Origin of the sequence: Streptomyces sp. DH37, assembly GCF_029813835.1 — a bacterium.
Classification (GTDB): domain Bacteria; phylum Actinomycetota; class Actinomycetes; order Streptomycetales; family Streptomycetaceae; genus Streptomyces.
Genome location: NZ_JARVKV010000024.1, coordinates 64,965 through 79,517 on the forward strand (window position 1 = coordinate 64,965; position 14,553 = coordinate 79,517).

The following is a 14,553-nucleotide window of genomic DNA, read 5'->3' on the forward strand; positions in this document are numbered from 1 at the left end:
GCCCGCCCGCCGCCAGGGTTGCGTCACCCCTGCTCCGGATCTCCCTTGGTGTAGCTGACGCGCTGCACCTGGCCGACCTCGCCGACCTTGTCGACCTCCTTGCCGTTGACGAAGAGGGTGACCGCGCCGGCGTTGCCGAGCACCAGGTCGATCCGCTTGTCGTCGGTGAAGGTCCTGGAGTCGCCGTCCCTGAGGACGCCCTCCTCCAGCAGCCGCCCGTTGTGGGCCTCGGCCGAGAACCAGCTCTGGCCGCCCTCGGCGACCAGCTTGACCGTCACCTTGTCGGCGGGCGCGGCGGCGATGGCGCTCTCGGAGACGGACGGGTCCGGGTCGGGCTTGGGATCGGCGGGCTTGGCCGGATTCGGTTCGCCGGTGGGCCCCGACGAGGGACCGTCCTGGGCCACCGGGGTGCGCGCCGGCTCGTCGCCGCCGCTGAAGAGGGTGAAGCCGACGAAGCCCACCACCGCCACGATCGCGGCGACCATGGCGGCGGTCCAGTTGGGGCGGCTCGGCTCGGGGCGGATGCGCTCGGCCTCGAAGAGGGCCGCCGCGGGGGTGGGCGCCGGACGCCCGCCATGCTCGGCGTCGTACTGCGCCACCAGCTCGTCCGGATCGAGACCGACGGCCTTGGCGAGGGTGCGGACGTGGCCGCGGGCGTAGACGTCGCCTCCGCAACGGGAGAAGTCGTCCTGTTCGATGGCGTGCACGATCGGGACGCGCACACGGGTGGTCGCACTGACCTCGTCCACCGTCAGTCGCGCGTCGATACGGGCCTTTTGGATCGCCTGACCGACGGAAGGCCGGTCTTCTGGGGGAGAGTTGCCGATGGACACGAGGGCGCCTTTCGAGCGTGTAGCCACCTGCTGGATGTTCAGTCTAGAGGGGTCGCGGAAGGGTGGGGCAAGCGGGCGGAGGGAGTCTGTCCGCCATAGGGATGGCCGTGACGCCCATCGGTGAACACGGACCGCGCCCTCCTCCACGTTGACGTTTTGCCAGGGGGAACGGTTGCCTAGCTCATTCCTACGAGTGAGTTTCCCCGCGGATCGTCGCGAGTACGTCGTCCAGCTCATCGGGCTTGACCAGAACGTCCCGCGCCTTGGACCCCTCGCTCGGTCCGACCACCCCGCGCGACTCCATCAGGTCCATCAGCCTGCCCGCCTTGGCGAACCCCACCCGCAGCTTGCGCTGGAGCATTGAGGTGGAGCCGAACTGCGTGTTGACCACCAGCTCGGCCGCCTGGCACAGCAGGTCGAGGTCGTCGCCGACCTCCTCGTCGACCTCCTTCTTCCTGCCCTGCCCGACCGTGACGTCGTCGCGGAAGACCGGGGCCATCTGCTTCTTGCAGTGCCCCACGACGGCGGCGACCTCGTCCTCCGTCACGAAGGCGCCCTGCATTCGGGTGGGCTTGCCGGCCCCCATCGGCAGGAAGAGGCCGTCTCCCTTGCCGATCAGCTTCTCGGCGCCGGCCTGGTCGAGGATGACCCGGCTGTCGGAGAGCGAGGAGGTGGCGAAGGCCAGGCGCGAGGGCACGTTCGCCTTGATCAGCCCGGTGACGACGTCGACGGAGGGACGCTGGGTGGCGAGCACCAGGTGGATCCCCGCGGCCCGCGCGAGCTGGGTGATCCGCACGATCGCGTCCTCCACGTCGCGGGGGGCGACCATCATCAGGTCGGCCAGCTCGTCCACGATGACCAGCAGGTACGGGTACGGGGCCGGCTCGCGCTCGCTGCCCTCGGGCGCCTTGACCCTGCCGGCGCGCACCGCCGCGTTGAAGTCGTCGATGTGGCGGAAGCCGTAGGCGGCGAGGTCGTCGTAGCGCAGGTCCATCTCGCGCACGACCCACTGCAGCGCCTCGGCGGCCTTCTTGGGGTTGGTGATGATCGGGGTGATCAGGTGCGGGATGCCCTCGTACGCCGTCAGCTCCACCCGCTTGGGGTCCACCAGCACCATCCGGACCTCCTCGGGGGTGGCCCGCAGCATCACCGAGGTGATCAGGCAGTTGATGCAGGAGGACTTTCCGGAGCCGGTCGCGCCGGCCACCAGGATGTGCGGCATCTTCGCCAGGTTGGCCGTGACGTAGCCGCCCTCGACGTCCTTGCCGAGCCCGACCAGCAGCGGGTGGTCGTCGCCGGCCGCCTCCGCCAGCCGGAGCACGTCGCCGAGGTTGACCATCTCCCGGTCGGTGTTGGGGATCTCGATGCCGACCGCCGACTTGCCGGGGATCGGGCTGATGATCCGCACGTCCGGGCTGGCCACGGCGTAGGCGATGTTCTTGGCCAGGGCGGTGATCTTCTCGACCTTCACCGCCGGGCCCAGCTCCACCTCGTAGCGCGTGACCGTCGGACCGCGGGTGAAGCCGGTGACGACGGCGTCCACCTTGAACTCGGAGAAGACGGTCGTCAGCGACTCGACGACCGCGTCGTTGGCGGCGCTGCGGGTACGGCCCGGGCCGCCGCGCTCCAGCAGGTCCAGCGACGGCAGCGCGTAGGTGACGTCCCCGGCGAGCCGGAGCTGCTCGGCGCGCGGCGGCAGGCTGCCGGCGGGCGGCTCGGCCGGGGCCTTGGTCAGGTCCGGTACGGAGGTCAGGTCCGCCGCCGGGGCGGTCCGCCCGTCGCGTGCCGCGCGGCGGCCGGGGACGGGGACCGGGGCGCCGGACGGCTCGTACCCGTCCTGCTCGCCGCGCTCCCGCTCGTCCCGCTCGGCCCGGACCGAGCTGGTGAGGTCGGCGACCAGCGGCGAGGGCTGCACGCCGTGCAGGACGGCGCCCTCCAGCTGGGCCGCCGCGGCGGCGGCCACGTCCACCGCGCCGGGCGAGCCGTCCGCGGCGCGCGGGGAGCGGCGGGCGCGGCGGCGGCCGTCCAGCGCCTCCTTCTCGGCCCGGAACGCGTCGTCGTCGTCCTTGCGGAGCCTCGCCCGCCGCGGCCGGGGCTCCTCCTCTGCGTACTCGCCGTACCCGCCGTACCCGCCGTGCTCGCCGTACGCCTCCCGTCCGCCGCGGGTCCCGGCGTCCTCCGCCACCAGGCCGAGCCGTACGCCCAGTTGGCGCAGCCGCTGGGGGATGGCGTTGACGGGGGTGGCGGTGACGACGAGCAGGCCGAAGACGGTCACCAGCAGCAGCAGCGGTACGGCCAGGGCCGCGCTGACGGTGAGGATCAGCGGCTGGGAGACGGCCCAGCCGATCATGCCGCCCGCGTCGCGCACCGCCTCGTGGCCCTCGCCGCGCCCGGGCGAGCCGCAGGCGATGTGCACCAGCCCGAGCACGCCGACGGCCAGCGCGGAGAGCCCGATGACGATGCGTCCGTTGGCCTCCGGCTTCTCCGGATGCCGCATCAGCCGCACGGCGACGGTGCCCAGCAGCACCGGCACCACCAGGTCCATCCGGCCGAAGGCTCCGGTCACCAGCATCCCGACCAGCTCGCCGACCGGGCCCTGCAGACTGGACCAGGTGCCGGCCGCGACCACCAGGGCGATGCCGAGCAGCAGCAGCGCGACCCCGTCCTTGCGGTGCGCCGGGTCCAGCCCCCTGGCGCCGCGGCCCACCCCGCGGAACAGCGCGCCGACGGTGTGCGCGACGCCGAGCCAGACGGCGCGCACCAGACGGAAGACGGCGTTCGTGGGTGACGGCGCGGGTCTCGGCGGCGCCTTCGCCGCCGTCTTCTTCACCGCCCTCCCCGCCGCCGGTTTCCTGGGCGCGGCAGACCTCGACGCCGGGGCCTTCCTGGCGGGAGCCTTCTTCGCGGGCGCCTTCTTGGCGGCCTTGCCGGACGTACGTGAGGCCATGGTGCCGAGATTACCCGCGACAGGCCCGCAAGACACGGACGCCCGTGCGGCCGGTGGGACGGGTGTGCGGCCGGCGCGCGGGCGCGGTGGGGTGCCGCCTCGTCGGGCCGCCTCGCTCCGGCCCGGCTGCCGGTGCGTCAGTTCTGCGACGGAAGCGAGGCCGGCCGTCCGCCGTTGCCCGGCTCGAGGGCGTCGAGCGCCCGCCGCAGGCCGGTGAGTTTGCGCTCCAGGTGGGCGGCCGTGGCGACGGCCGCGGCGTCCGAGGACTCGTCCAGGTGCTTGGAGAGCGCCTCGGCCTGTTCCTCCACCGCCGCCAGCCGCGCGGAGAGTTCGGCCAGCAGCCCCGTGGAGCCCGGACCCTTGGCGCCGTCCTCGTCGGAGCGCCGGCCCTCCACCTGGAGCCGCAACAGGGCGGCCTGCTCGCGCAGCTGAACGTTCTTCATGTACAGGTCGACGAAGACCGACACCTTCGCCCGCAGCACCCACGGGTCGAACGGCTTGGAGATGTAGTCCACCGCGCCGGCCGCGTAGCCGCGGAAGGTGTGGTGCGGGCCGTGGTTGATGGCCGTGAGGAAGATGATCGGGATGTCCCGGGTGCGCTCGCGCCGCTTGATGTGGGCGGCGGTCTCGAAACCGTCCATGCCCGGCATCTGCACGTCCAGCAGGATGACCGCGAAGTCGTCCGTGAGCAGCGCCTTGAGCGCCTCCTCCCCTGACGATGCCCGCACCAGCGTCTGGTCCAGCGCGGAGAGGATGGCCTCCAGCGCCAGCAGATTCTCCGGCCGGTCATCGACCAGGAGGATCTTGGCCTTCTGCACCATGGCCCGTCCTCCTCGCCCCGGCAGCGCTCTGGACGCCGCCACTGGCAACGACTCCTTTGCGCCGCCCGTCCTTGTGCCGGTCATGGTAGCCCCACCTCGCGGCCCACCACACCCTGTCACCGTGATGTCACTGTGCACGTACCTGAAACGCTGTGAGAGACCCGAAGGTTCCCCGATTGCAGCATTTCCACACCTAATGCGTCGCACTCCGTCGGCGCATCACCGACCACGGAACCATCGCACATCACTCCCCGCGCATCCACCGCGCCATGACGGACAGCAGGTGATCGGTGTCCACCGGCTTGGTGACGTAGTCGGACGCCCCGGACTCGATGCTCTTCTCCCGGTCGCCCTTCATGGCCTTCGCCGTCAGCGCGATGATCGGCAGCCCGGCGAACTGCGGCATCCGCCGGATCGCCGCGGTCGTGGCGTACCCGTCCATCTCCGGCATCATGATGTCCATCAGGACGACCGCCGCGTCGTCGTGCTGCTCCAGCACCTCGATGCCCTCGCGCCCGTTCTCGGCGTAGAGCACCTGCAGGCCGTGCTGCTCCAGCACGCTGGTGAGCGCGAAGACGTTGCGGATGTCGTCGTCGACGATGAGCACCTTCTCGCCGTTGAAGGCGCCCCGCGGGCGTCCCCCGGTCCTCCGGCCGGCCTCCTGCCACGTCTCCTCCACGCGGTCCGCCTCCCGCCGCGGCGGCTGGTTCCGCGGCATGGGGGGAACCTGGCGGCGGCGGGACGCGAGCGCCGCCGCGGCGCGCTCGGCGGCGGGCACGTCCAGCACGCCGCCCGTCTCCCGGGCCGGCTCCTCCTCGGCGCCGGACGTGCCGGACGCACCGGACGCACCGGACGTGCCGGACGTGCCGGACGCACCGGGCGCGGGGCCCGGCTCCCCTCCGGCCCCCCGGTCGGCCTCCGGGGCTCCGCCGCCCGGCTGCGGGTAGCCCTGGGGCGGCAGCTCGCCGGGGGCCAGGGGCAGGTAGAGGGTGAAGGTCGAGCCCCGGCCCGGCTCGCTGACCGCGTGGATCTCGCCGCCGAGCAGCCGCGCGATCTCCCGGCTGATGGACAGCCCCAGCCCGGTGCCGCCGTACTTGCGGCTGGTCGTGCCGTCGGCCTGCTTGAACGCCTCGAAGATCACGCGCATCTTGCTCTGCGCGATCCCGATGCCGGTGTCGGTCACCGAGAACGCGATCAGGTCGGAGTCGGGGTCGCGCAGCGAGCCGTGCTCCAGCATCTGCTCGCGGATCGTCTCCGGCACGTCCGACCTGGCCGAGCGGATCACCAGCTCCACCGCGCCGCTGTCGGTGAACTTCACCGCGTTCGACAGCAGGTTGCGCAGCACCTGCAGCAGCCGCTGCTCGTCGGTGTGGAGGGTGGGGGGCAGCTCCGGGGAGACCCGCACCGAGAAGTCGAGGCCCTTCTCGGCGGTGAGCGGCCGGAAGGTCGCCTCCACGTAGTCCACCAGCTGGACCAGCGCGATGCGGGTCGGGCTGACGTCCATCTTGCCCGCCTCGACCTTCGACAGGTCGAGGATGTCGTTGATCAGCTGGAGCAGGTCCGAGCCGGCGCCGTGGATCGTCTCGGCGAACTCCACCTGCTTGGGCGACAGGTTCCCCTCGGCGTTGTCGGCCAGCAGCTTGGCGAGGATCAGCAGCGAGTTGAGCGGGGTGCGCAGCTCGTGCGACATGTTCGCCAGGAACTCGGACTTGTAGCGCATCGAGACGGCGAGCTGCTCGGCACGCTCCTCCAGGACCTGCCGGGCGTCCTCGATCTCGGAGTTCTTGATCTCGATGTCGCGGTTGGTCTTGGCGAGCAGCTCCGCCTTCTCCTCCAGCTCCTCGTTCGAGGCCTGCAGGGCCCGCTGGCGGCTCTCCAGCTCGATGGAGCGCTCCTGGAGCTGCTCGGCCAGCTCCTGCGACTGCTTGAGCAGCAGCTCGGTCTTGGTGTTGACGCTGATGGTGTTGACGCTCGTGGCGATCATCTCGGCGATCTGGTTCAGGAAGTCCTTCTGGATCTGGGCGAAGGGCTGGAAGGAGGCCAGCTCGATGACGCCGAGCACCCTGCCCTCGAAGAGCAGCGGCAGCACGATCACGTGGGCGGGCGGCGCCTCGCCGAGCCCGGAGGCGATCTTCAGGTAGCCGGGCGGGGCGTGCTCGACCAGGATCGTGCGCTTCTCCTCGGCCGCGGTGCCCACCAGGGACTCGCCCGGCCGGAAGGTGGTGGGCATGGTGCCCGGGGAGTAGCCGTAGGTGCCGATCATCCGCAGCTCGTACGAGCCGTCCTCGCTCGCCCCCACCCCGAGCTCCGGGCCGCCGCCGGTCGGGGCGGCCACGAAGAAGGCCCCGTGCTGGGCGGAGACCACCGGGGTCAGCTCGCTCATGATCAGCCGCGCCACGTCCTCCAGGTCGCGGCGGCCCTGCATCAGACCGGAGATGCGGGCGAGGTTGCCCTTGAGCCAGTCCTGCTCCTGGTTGGCGAGCGTGGTCTCGCGCAGGGTGGCGATCATGGTGTTGACGTTGTCCTGGAGCGCCAGGATCTCGCCCGCGGCGTCCACGTCGATCTTCACGTTGTGGTCGCCGCGGGTCACCGCGGCGGCGACCGCGGCGATGGCGCGCACCTGGCGGGTCAGGTTGCCCGCCATCTCGTTCACCGACTCGGTGAGGTCCTTCCACGTGCCCGAGACGCCGTCGACGCGGGCCTGGCCGCCGAGCTGCCCCTCGGTGCCCACCTCGCGCGCCACCCGGGTGACCTGCTCGGCGAAGGACGACAGCTGGTCGACCATCGTGTTGATGGTGGTCTTGAGCTCCAGGATCTCGCCGCGCGCGTCGATGTCGATCTTCTTGGTGAGATCGCCCTTGGCGATCGCGGTGGTGACCATCGCGATGTTGCGCACCTGGCCGGTCAGGTTGGACGCCATGGAGTTCACGGACTCCGTCAGGTCCTTCCAGGTGCCCGACACCCCGGGCACCCTCGCCTGGCCGCCCAGGATGCCCTCGGTGCCCACCTCGCGCGCGACGCGCGTCACCTCGTCGGCGAACGACGACAGCGTCGTCACCATGGTGTTGACGGTGTCGGCGAGCTGGGCGACCTCGCCGCTGGCCTCGACGGTGACCTTCTTGGTCAGGTCGCCGTTGGCGACCGCCGTGGCGACCTGGGAGATGTTGCGGACCTGACCCGTCAGGTTGGACGCCATCAGGTTGACGTTCTCGCTCAGGTCCTTCCAGATGCCGGTGACGCCCGGCACGTGGGCCTGGCCGCCGAGCATGCCCTCGGTGCCCACCTCGCGCGCCACCCGCGTGACCTGCTCGGCGAACGACGAGAGCTGGTCCACCATCGTGTTCACGGTCGTCACCAGGGCGAGGATCTCGCCCTTGGCGTCGACGGTGATCTTCTTGGACAGGTCGCCCCGCGCGACCGCGGTGGTGACCTCGGCGATGTTGCGCACCTGCGAGGTGAGGTTGTTCGCCATGCCGTTGACGGACTGGGTGAGGTCCTTCCAGGTGCCGGAGACCCCCTCCACCTCGGCCTGGCCGCCCAGGATGCCCTCGGTGCCCACCTCCCGGGCCACCCGCGTGACCTGCTCGGCGAACGACGACAGCTGGTCGACCATCGTGTTGAGGGTGTTCTTCAGCTCCAGGATCTCCCCGCGCGCGTCCACGTCGATCTTCTGCGACAGGTCGCCGCGCGCCACCGCCGTCGCGACCTGGGCGATGTTGCGGACCTGGGCCGTGAGGTTGCCCGCCATGCCGTTGACCGAGTCGGTCAGGTCACGCCACACCCCGGCGACCCCGGGCACCTGCGCCTGGCCGCCCAGGCGCCCCTCGGTGCCCACCTCGCGCGCCACCCGGGTCACCTGGTCCGCGAAGGCGGAGAGCTGGTCGACCATCGTGTTGATGGTGTTCTTCAGCTCCAGGATCTCCCCGCGCGCGTCGACCTCGATCTTCTGCGACAGGTCGCCGCGCGCCACCGCCGTCGTCACCTGGGCGATGTTGCGAACCTGGGAGGTGAGGTTGCCCGCCATGAAGTTGACGGAGTCGGTCAGGTCCTTCCAGGTGCCCGAGACGCCGTCCACGCGGGCCTGGCCGCCCAGGCGCCCCTCGGTGCCCACGTCCCGGGCCATCCGGGTCACCTGCTCGGCGAAGGACGACAGCTGGTCGACCATGGTGTTGACGGTGTTCTTCAGCTGGAGCATCTCGCCGGAGACGTCCACCGTGACCTTCTGCGACAGGTCGCCGTTGGCGACCGCCGTCGTCACCTGGGCGATGTTGCGGACCTGGCCGGTGAGGTTGCGGAACGCGGTGTTCACCGAGTCGGTGAGGTCCTTCCACGTACCCGCCGCGCCCGGCACCTGCGCCTGACCGCCCAGCTCGCCCTCGACGCCGACCTCCCGGGCGACCCGGGTGACCTCGGAGCCGAAGGCGGAGAGCTGGTCGACCATGGTGTTCACGGTGTTCTTCAGCTCCAGCATCTCGCCGGAGACGTCCACCGTGACCTTCTGCGACAGATCGCCGTTGGCCACCGCCGTCGTCACCTGCGCGATGTCCCGCACCTGCGCCGTGAGGTTGCGGAACGCGGTGTTCACCGAGTCGGTGAGGTCCTTCCACGTACCCGCCGCGCCCGGCACCTGCGCCTGACCGCCCAGGACGCCCTCGGTGCCCACCTCGCTGGCCGCCCGCGTCACCTCGTCGGCGAACGTCCGCAGCGTCTCGGTCATCGTGTTGATGGTGTCGGCGAGCTGCGCGACCTCGCCGCGCGCGTTCACCGTGACCTTCTGCGACAGGTCGCCGTTGGCGACCGCCGTGGTCACCCGTGCGATCTCCCGCACCTGGGAGGTGAGGTTGCCCGCCATCGTGTTGACGGAGTCGGTGAGGTCCTTCCACACGCCCCCGGCGCCCGGCACCCGGGCCTGGCCGCCCAGCTGGCCCTCGGTGCCCACCTCGCGCGCGACGCGCGTCACCTCGGACTGGAAGGCGGAGAGCTGGTCGACCATCGTGTTGACGGTGTTCTTCAGCTCCAGCATCTCGCCGGCCACGTGCACGGTGACCTTGCGGGACAGGTCGCCCTTGGCGACCGCCGTCGTGACCAGCGCGATGTCGCGGACCTGGGCGGTCAGCCGGGACGCCATCGTGTTGACGGAGTCGGTGAGGTCCTTCCAGGAGCCGGACATGCCGCGCACCCGCGCCTGACCGCCCAGCTTGCCCTCGGTGCCGACCTCGCTGGCGACCCGCGTCACCTCGTCGGTGAACGTCGAGAGCTGGTCGACCAGCCCGTTGACGGTGCGCCCCACCTTCAGGAACTCGCCCCGCAGCGGATGCGTCGTCCCGTCCGGCCCCTGGACCCGCAGGTCCATCCGCTGCTCCAGGTCGCCCTCGGCCACCGCCGACAGCACCCGGCCGACCTCGGACACGGGCCGTGCCAGATCGTCCACCAGCGCGTTCGACGCGTCGACGGCCGCGGCCCAGGCCCCCTCGCAGGCCCCGGTCTCCAGTCGTTCGGTCAGCTTGCCGTCCCTGCCGACCACCCTGCGCACCCGGGCCAGCTCACTGGTCAGGTGGAGGTTGCGGTCGGCGACCTCGTTGAAGACGGCGGCGATCTCGGCCATCGGGCCGTCGCCGGTGACCGTGAGACGCCTGCGGAAGTTGCCGTCCCGCATCGCCTCCAGGGCGGTCAGCAGCCGGTTGACCGCGGCCGCCTCAACCTCGATCACCCCGTTTGCCCGAGACCGTCCGCTTTTCGTGCGCGTGCTGGCGCCTCGCGCCGCTCCGCCAGACTGCACCGTGTCCCTCCCGCTGGGTCGAACGTTCCGCCCGGGCATTCACTTCGAGCCTTCCCAGTGTTTCACCATGGTGGAACCAGGCGATAACAGTTCGGCAGCATCGCACACCGCCGACCGAACGCCTCAAGGGGGAAACACCCGCATCCGGGGCCCGCCGGTACTGCGAACGTAAGTAACCTGGCATCCGGCTGTCCATCCGCCCCGGTCCGCCGGGGGCGCGACGGCAACGTGATCACGACGGGTATTCGGAGGGGCGCTGCGGTGGACGAGGCGAGTGCCGGGCAGCGGCTGGCCGCGGCGGTGGGCGCCCAGCGGGCACCCCTGCCGCCCGCGCGGACGGACGGCGACGACGGATCCATGGGGAGAACAGTGATCACGGCGCGAGCTGCGGCTACCTTCGAGCCGGTCGGACGCTCGGTCGCGAGTGCCCGCGCCTTCGTGCGCGACACCCTCCAGGGCTGGGGTCTGGCCGACATCGTCGACGACGCCGTCGTCCTCACCAGCGAGCTGGTCACCAACGCGGTCGTCCACGCCGGCACCGCCGCCGACGTCCTGTGCCTGCGCGACGGCGACGGCAGCGTACGCGTGGAGGTCGCCGACCACTACCCCGACCGCGGGCTGCCCGTCCAGGACCTGGGCCGCCACTTCGGCGACCCCGACCGTGAGGGGGGCCGCGGCCTGCTGCTGTGCGCCTCGCTCGCCGACCGCTGGGGCGTGGAGTACACCGCCGTCGACAAGCGCGTCTGGTTCCGCCTCGACCTCCCCGAGCGCCCGGTCGGCACCCGCAGCGCCGGCCCCGCGCTCCCCGACAGCGCCCTGCCCGCCACCGACACCCGGGTCCGCGTCGCGGTCCTGCAGGTCGACCGCGGGGGCTCCGTCTCCGCCTGGAACGACGACGCCCGTGAGCTGTTCGGCTACACCGCCGAGCAGGTCACCGGCAAGCCCCTGACCGACCTGGCCGCCTGGCCCCACACCCCCGGCATCGGCACCGGCATCGCCGAGGCCCTGGCCCTCTCCCGCTGGGAGGGCTCGTACGGCATCCGCGGCGCCGACGGCCGCACCGTCCCGGTCTACGCCTCCCACCTGCGCGTGCGCGACGCCGACGGCGAGCCCTCCACCGTCTGCCTGCTGGTGCGCGACCACGAGCGGGCGGTGCTGCAGTCCCCGACGCGCGGCGCGTCCGCCGACGGCGGGGGCGCGTCCGAGGGCCGCGACCGCCCCGGCGCCGACCCCTTCGAGGTCTTCATCGGCTCGCCCCCTCCCGACGACCTCGACGGCCTCCTCCAGCGCACCGTCGAGCGCGCCCGCGACATGCTCGACGGCGACGCCGCCTTCCTGCTGCTGGCCACGGACGACGAGACCGAGCTGGAGGTCCGCGCCACCACCGGTCTGCCCTCCGCCCGCCAGCGCTTCGCCCGCGTCCCCGTCGAGGCGGGCAGCGGGCGCTACGGATCGGCCCGGATGCCCTCGGTCCACGAGGACCTGACCGCCGTGCCCGGCGCGGTCCCCCTCCTGGAGGGAACGGGCATGCGCTCGGTCGTCACCGTCCCGCTGAAGGTCGAGGGGCGGCTGACCGGCTCCCTGGGCGTCTCCGCCGAGGGACCGGGCCGCTACACCAACGAGGAGGCCCTGCGGCTGCAGTTCGCCGCCGACCGGATCGCGCTCGCGGTGGAGTCCGCGCGCCTGACCGAGCTGGAGAGGCTGCGCCGCGGCTCGCTGTCCTTCCTCGTCGAGGCGTCCGACCTGCTCGCGGGGACCCTCGACCGCGACCAGACGCTCGCCCTGATGGCCCAGATGACGGTCCCCACCCTGGCCACCTGGTGCGCCGTCTACACCATCGCCGACCAGTCCTCCGAGCCCGAGCTCTCCTACGTCCTGCACGAGGACGAGGACCGCATCGACGGCCTCAAGGCGCTGCTGGCCAAAGTCCCGCCGCCCGACCCGGTGCCCACCCCCGGCGCCCGGGTGTGGACCGCCCCGGGCGACGCGGCGCACTCCGCCGCGCTGCGCACCTCCCTGCGCAGCCTGGGCCTGGACCAGAGCGGCCTCTCCCACGACCGCCTCCCCTCCTCCATCTCCTCGAACGTCGCCGGCACCACCCTCGCCACCGCCGCCGCGGTCGGCGGGGAGACGGTGGTGCTGCCGCTGGTGGCCCGCAACCGCGTCATCGGCATGCTGACGCTGGGCAAGCCCACCGAGGAGCGCTTCCGCCAGGAGATCCTGGAGCTGGCCGAGGACCTCTCGCGCCGGGCCGCCCTCGCCCTGGACAACGCCAGGCTCTACAGCGAGCGCACGGCCATCAGCCAGTCCCTCCAGCGCAGCCTGCTGCCGCCCGAGCTCCCCGACGTCCCCGGCGTCGAGGTCGAGGTCATCTACCGCGCCGCGGGCGAGGGCAACGAGGTCGGCGGCGACTTCTACGACCTGTTCACCATCCGCGACGGCGCGTACGGATTCGCCATCGGCGACGTCTGCGGCACCGGCCCCGAGGCGGCCGCGGTCACCGGCCTGGCCCGCCACGCGCTGCGCCTGCTGGCCCGCGAGGGCTTCGGCGGTCCGGCCGTCCTGGAGCGGCTCAACGCCGCGATCCTCGACGAGGGCGCCCGCAGCCGCTTCCTGACCCTGCTCTACGGCGAGCTGTGGCCGCAGCCCGGAGGCGGAGCCGTCCTCAAGGTCGTCTGCGCGGGCCATCCGCTGCCGCTGCGCCTGCGCCAGGACGGCACCGTCGAGCCGGCCGCCGAACCGCAGCCGCTGCTCGGTGTGATGGACGACCTGGAACTCCACGAGGAGACCGTCACCCTCGATCCCGGTGACGTCCTGCTGTGCGTCACCGACGGCGTGACCGAGCGCCGCGAGGGGGACCGCATGCTGGGGGACGACGGCCTCGCGGACGTCCTCACCACCTGCACGGGACTGACGGCGGGCGCGGTGGCCGCGCGGATCATGCGCGCGGTGGAGCGTTTCGCCGCCGACGCCCCCTCCGACGACATGGCGATCCTCGCGATGCGCGTCCCCGAGTGACGGCGGGCGCCGTCGGGCGCCCTGTACACGACGAGGCCCCCGCCTGGTGGCGGGGGCCTCGTCGTGTCTCTGAGCCCCAATACGGAATCGAACCGTAGACCTTCTCCTTACCATGGAGACGCTCTGCCGACTGAGCTATTGGGGCGAGCCAGCGGGATAGATCATACCTGAATCCCGGAGCCTCTCCGACCACTCGGCCCGCCGGCTCCTCCAAGGCCCGTCCGGCCGCTCAGCAGGCGGGTTCCATCAGCAGCCCGCCCAGCGCGTTGCAGGCCGAGACGATCCGCTGCAGCTCGCGGCGGGTCATCGACGCGTCCAGGGGCAGCGCCAGGCACTCCCCCGCCGCCCGCTCGGTCTCGGGCAGCCGTACGTCCGTCCGGAACTCCGGCAGACGGTGCACCGGCGTCTTCACCGGCACGTGGCACGGCACCCCCCGCGCCCTCAGCGCGTGCTTGAAGGCGTCCCGGTCGGGCCGCCCGTTCCCCGGTACCCGCACCACGTACTGCTCGTACGCGTGCCGCACTCCGGCCGCGACGCGCGGAACGCCCACACCGGTCAGCCGGGCGCTCAGGAACTCGGCGTGCTGCCGGCGGCGAGCGGCCTCCACCGAGGAGACGGATGCCGTTTCCTCGGCCTCGATCACCCTCATCCCGTGGCGCTGCGCCAGGGCGTGCAGGCAGACCATGTCGGCCGGGTGACCGAAGAGATGGACGGGGATCACCGCGGCGGTCCGCTCGTTCACCACCGCGGCGACGGAGGCGGGATCGAGGCACAGGCTCCCGGGATCGATGTCGGCGAAGACCGGCTGGGCACCGGTCTCCCGTACCGCGGCCGCCACGTCACTGCCGCAGTACGCGGGCACGACCACCTCGTCCCCGATGCCTATGTGCCACTCCTCGAGCCTGGTCCGCAGCGTACCGCTCAGCGTCGTCGTCCCCATGCCCGCGATGCTGGCGGTGCCACGTGAACTCCCGGTGACGTAACGCAAAAAGGCCGTGGTCCCCGGAGCCAACTCCGGGGACCACGGCCCCTTCAATAATTGTTCGGCGGCGTCCTACTCTCCCACACGGTCCCCCATGCAGTACCATCGGCGCTGAAAGGCTTAGCTTCCGGGTTCGGAATGTAACCGGGCGTTTCCCTCTCGCCATGACCACC

At 72.0% G+C, this 14,553-nt stretch carries 6 protein-coding genes, 1 tRNA gene and 1 rRNA gene; 1 reads left to right on the plus strand and 7 read right to left on the minus strand.

The genetic code is table 11. From position 1 onward, the window contains the following. Nucleotides 1–23 precede the first annotated feature (23 nt). From QC029_RS14630 to QC029_RS14645, 4 genes are all read right to left on the minus strand, one after another. Entirely contained in the window at nucleotides 24–833 is an 810-nt protein-coding gene (locus QC029_RS14630; protein ID WP_279556072.1) for a helix-turn-helix domain-containing protein, read from the minus strand. A gap of 187 nt (nucleotides 834–1,020) precedes the next feature. Then, nucleotides 1,021–3,780: a DNA translocase FtsK gene (locus QC029_RS14635; RefSeq protein WP_279556073.1), complete on the minus strand. Its 2,760-nt coding sequence runs from the start codon at nucleotides 3,778–3,780 to the stop codon at nucleotides 1,021–1,023. Nucleotides 3,781–3,917: 137 nt separating this feature from the next. Then, the gene (locus QC029_RS14640; RefSeq protein ID WP_279556074.1) at nucleotides 3,918–4,601 is read right to left on the minus strand and encodes a response regulator; all 684 of its coding nucleotides are present in this window, start codon (nucleotides 4,599–4,601) and stop codon (nucleotides 3,918–3,920) included. A 244-nt stretch (nucleotides 4,602–4,845) separates the two neighbouring features. After that, nucleotides 4,846–10,380, minus strand: a complete 5,535-nt coding sequence (locus QC029_RS14645) for a HAMP domain-containing protein (RefSeq protein WP_279556075.1) — start codon at nucleotides 10,378–10,380, stop codon at nucleotides 4,846–4,848. A 369-nt stretch (nucleotides 10,381–10,749) separates the two neighbouring features. On the opposite strand from QC029_RS14645, the gene QC029_RS14650 reads away from it, so the two are divergent. Further along, the gene (locus QC029_RS14650) at nucleotides 10,750–13,398 is read left to right on the plus strand and encodes a SpoIIE family protein phosphatase (RefSeq protein ID WP_279556083.1); all 2,649 of its coding nucleotides are present in this window, start codon (nucleotides 10,750–10,752) and stop codon (nucleotides 13,396–13,398) included. 72 nt (nucleotides 13,399–13,470) lie between these two features. Here the strand turns inward: QC029_RS14650 and QC029_RS14655 are convergent. The 3 genes from QC029_RS14655 to rrf all read right to left on the minus strand — a co-directional run. Beyond that, a tRNA-Thr gene (locus tag QC029_RS14655) sits at nucleotides 13,471–13,543 on the minus strand. A gap of 84 nt (nucleotides 13,544–13,627) precedes the next feature. Beyond that, nucleotides 13,628–14,338, minus strand: coding sequence for a DegT/DnrJ/EryC1/StrS family aminotransferase (locus QC029_RS14660; RefSeq protein ID WP_279556076.1), 711 nt, complete (start codon nucleotides 14,336–14,338; stop codon nucleotides 13,628–13,630). Between the two features lie 101 nt (nucleotides 14,339–14,439). Beyond that, nucleotides 14,440–14,553, minus strand: a 5S ribosomal RNA gene (gene rrf / locus QC029_RS14665); the annotation flags it as partial.

Coding starts and splice junctions, on each gene's coding strand:
- QC029_RS14660 (WP_279556076.1), bottom strand. CDS start 14,338: ATGGGGACGACGACGCTGAGCGGTACGCTGCGGACCAGGCTCGAGGAG.
- QC029_RS14640 (WP_279556074.1), bottom strand. CDS start 4,601: ATGGTGCAGAAGGCCAAGATCCTCCTGGTCGATGACCGGCCGGAGAAT.
- QC029_RS14635 (WP_279556073.1), bottom strand. CDS start 3,780: ATGGCCTCACGTACGTCCGGCAAGGCCGCCAAGAAGGCGCCCGCGAAG.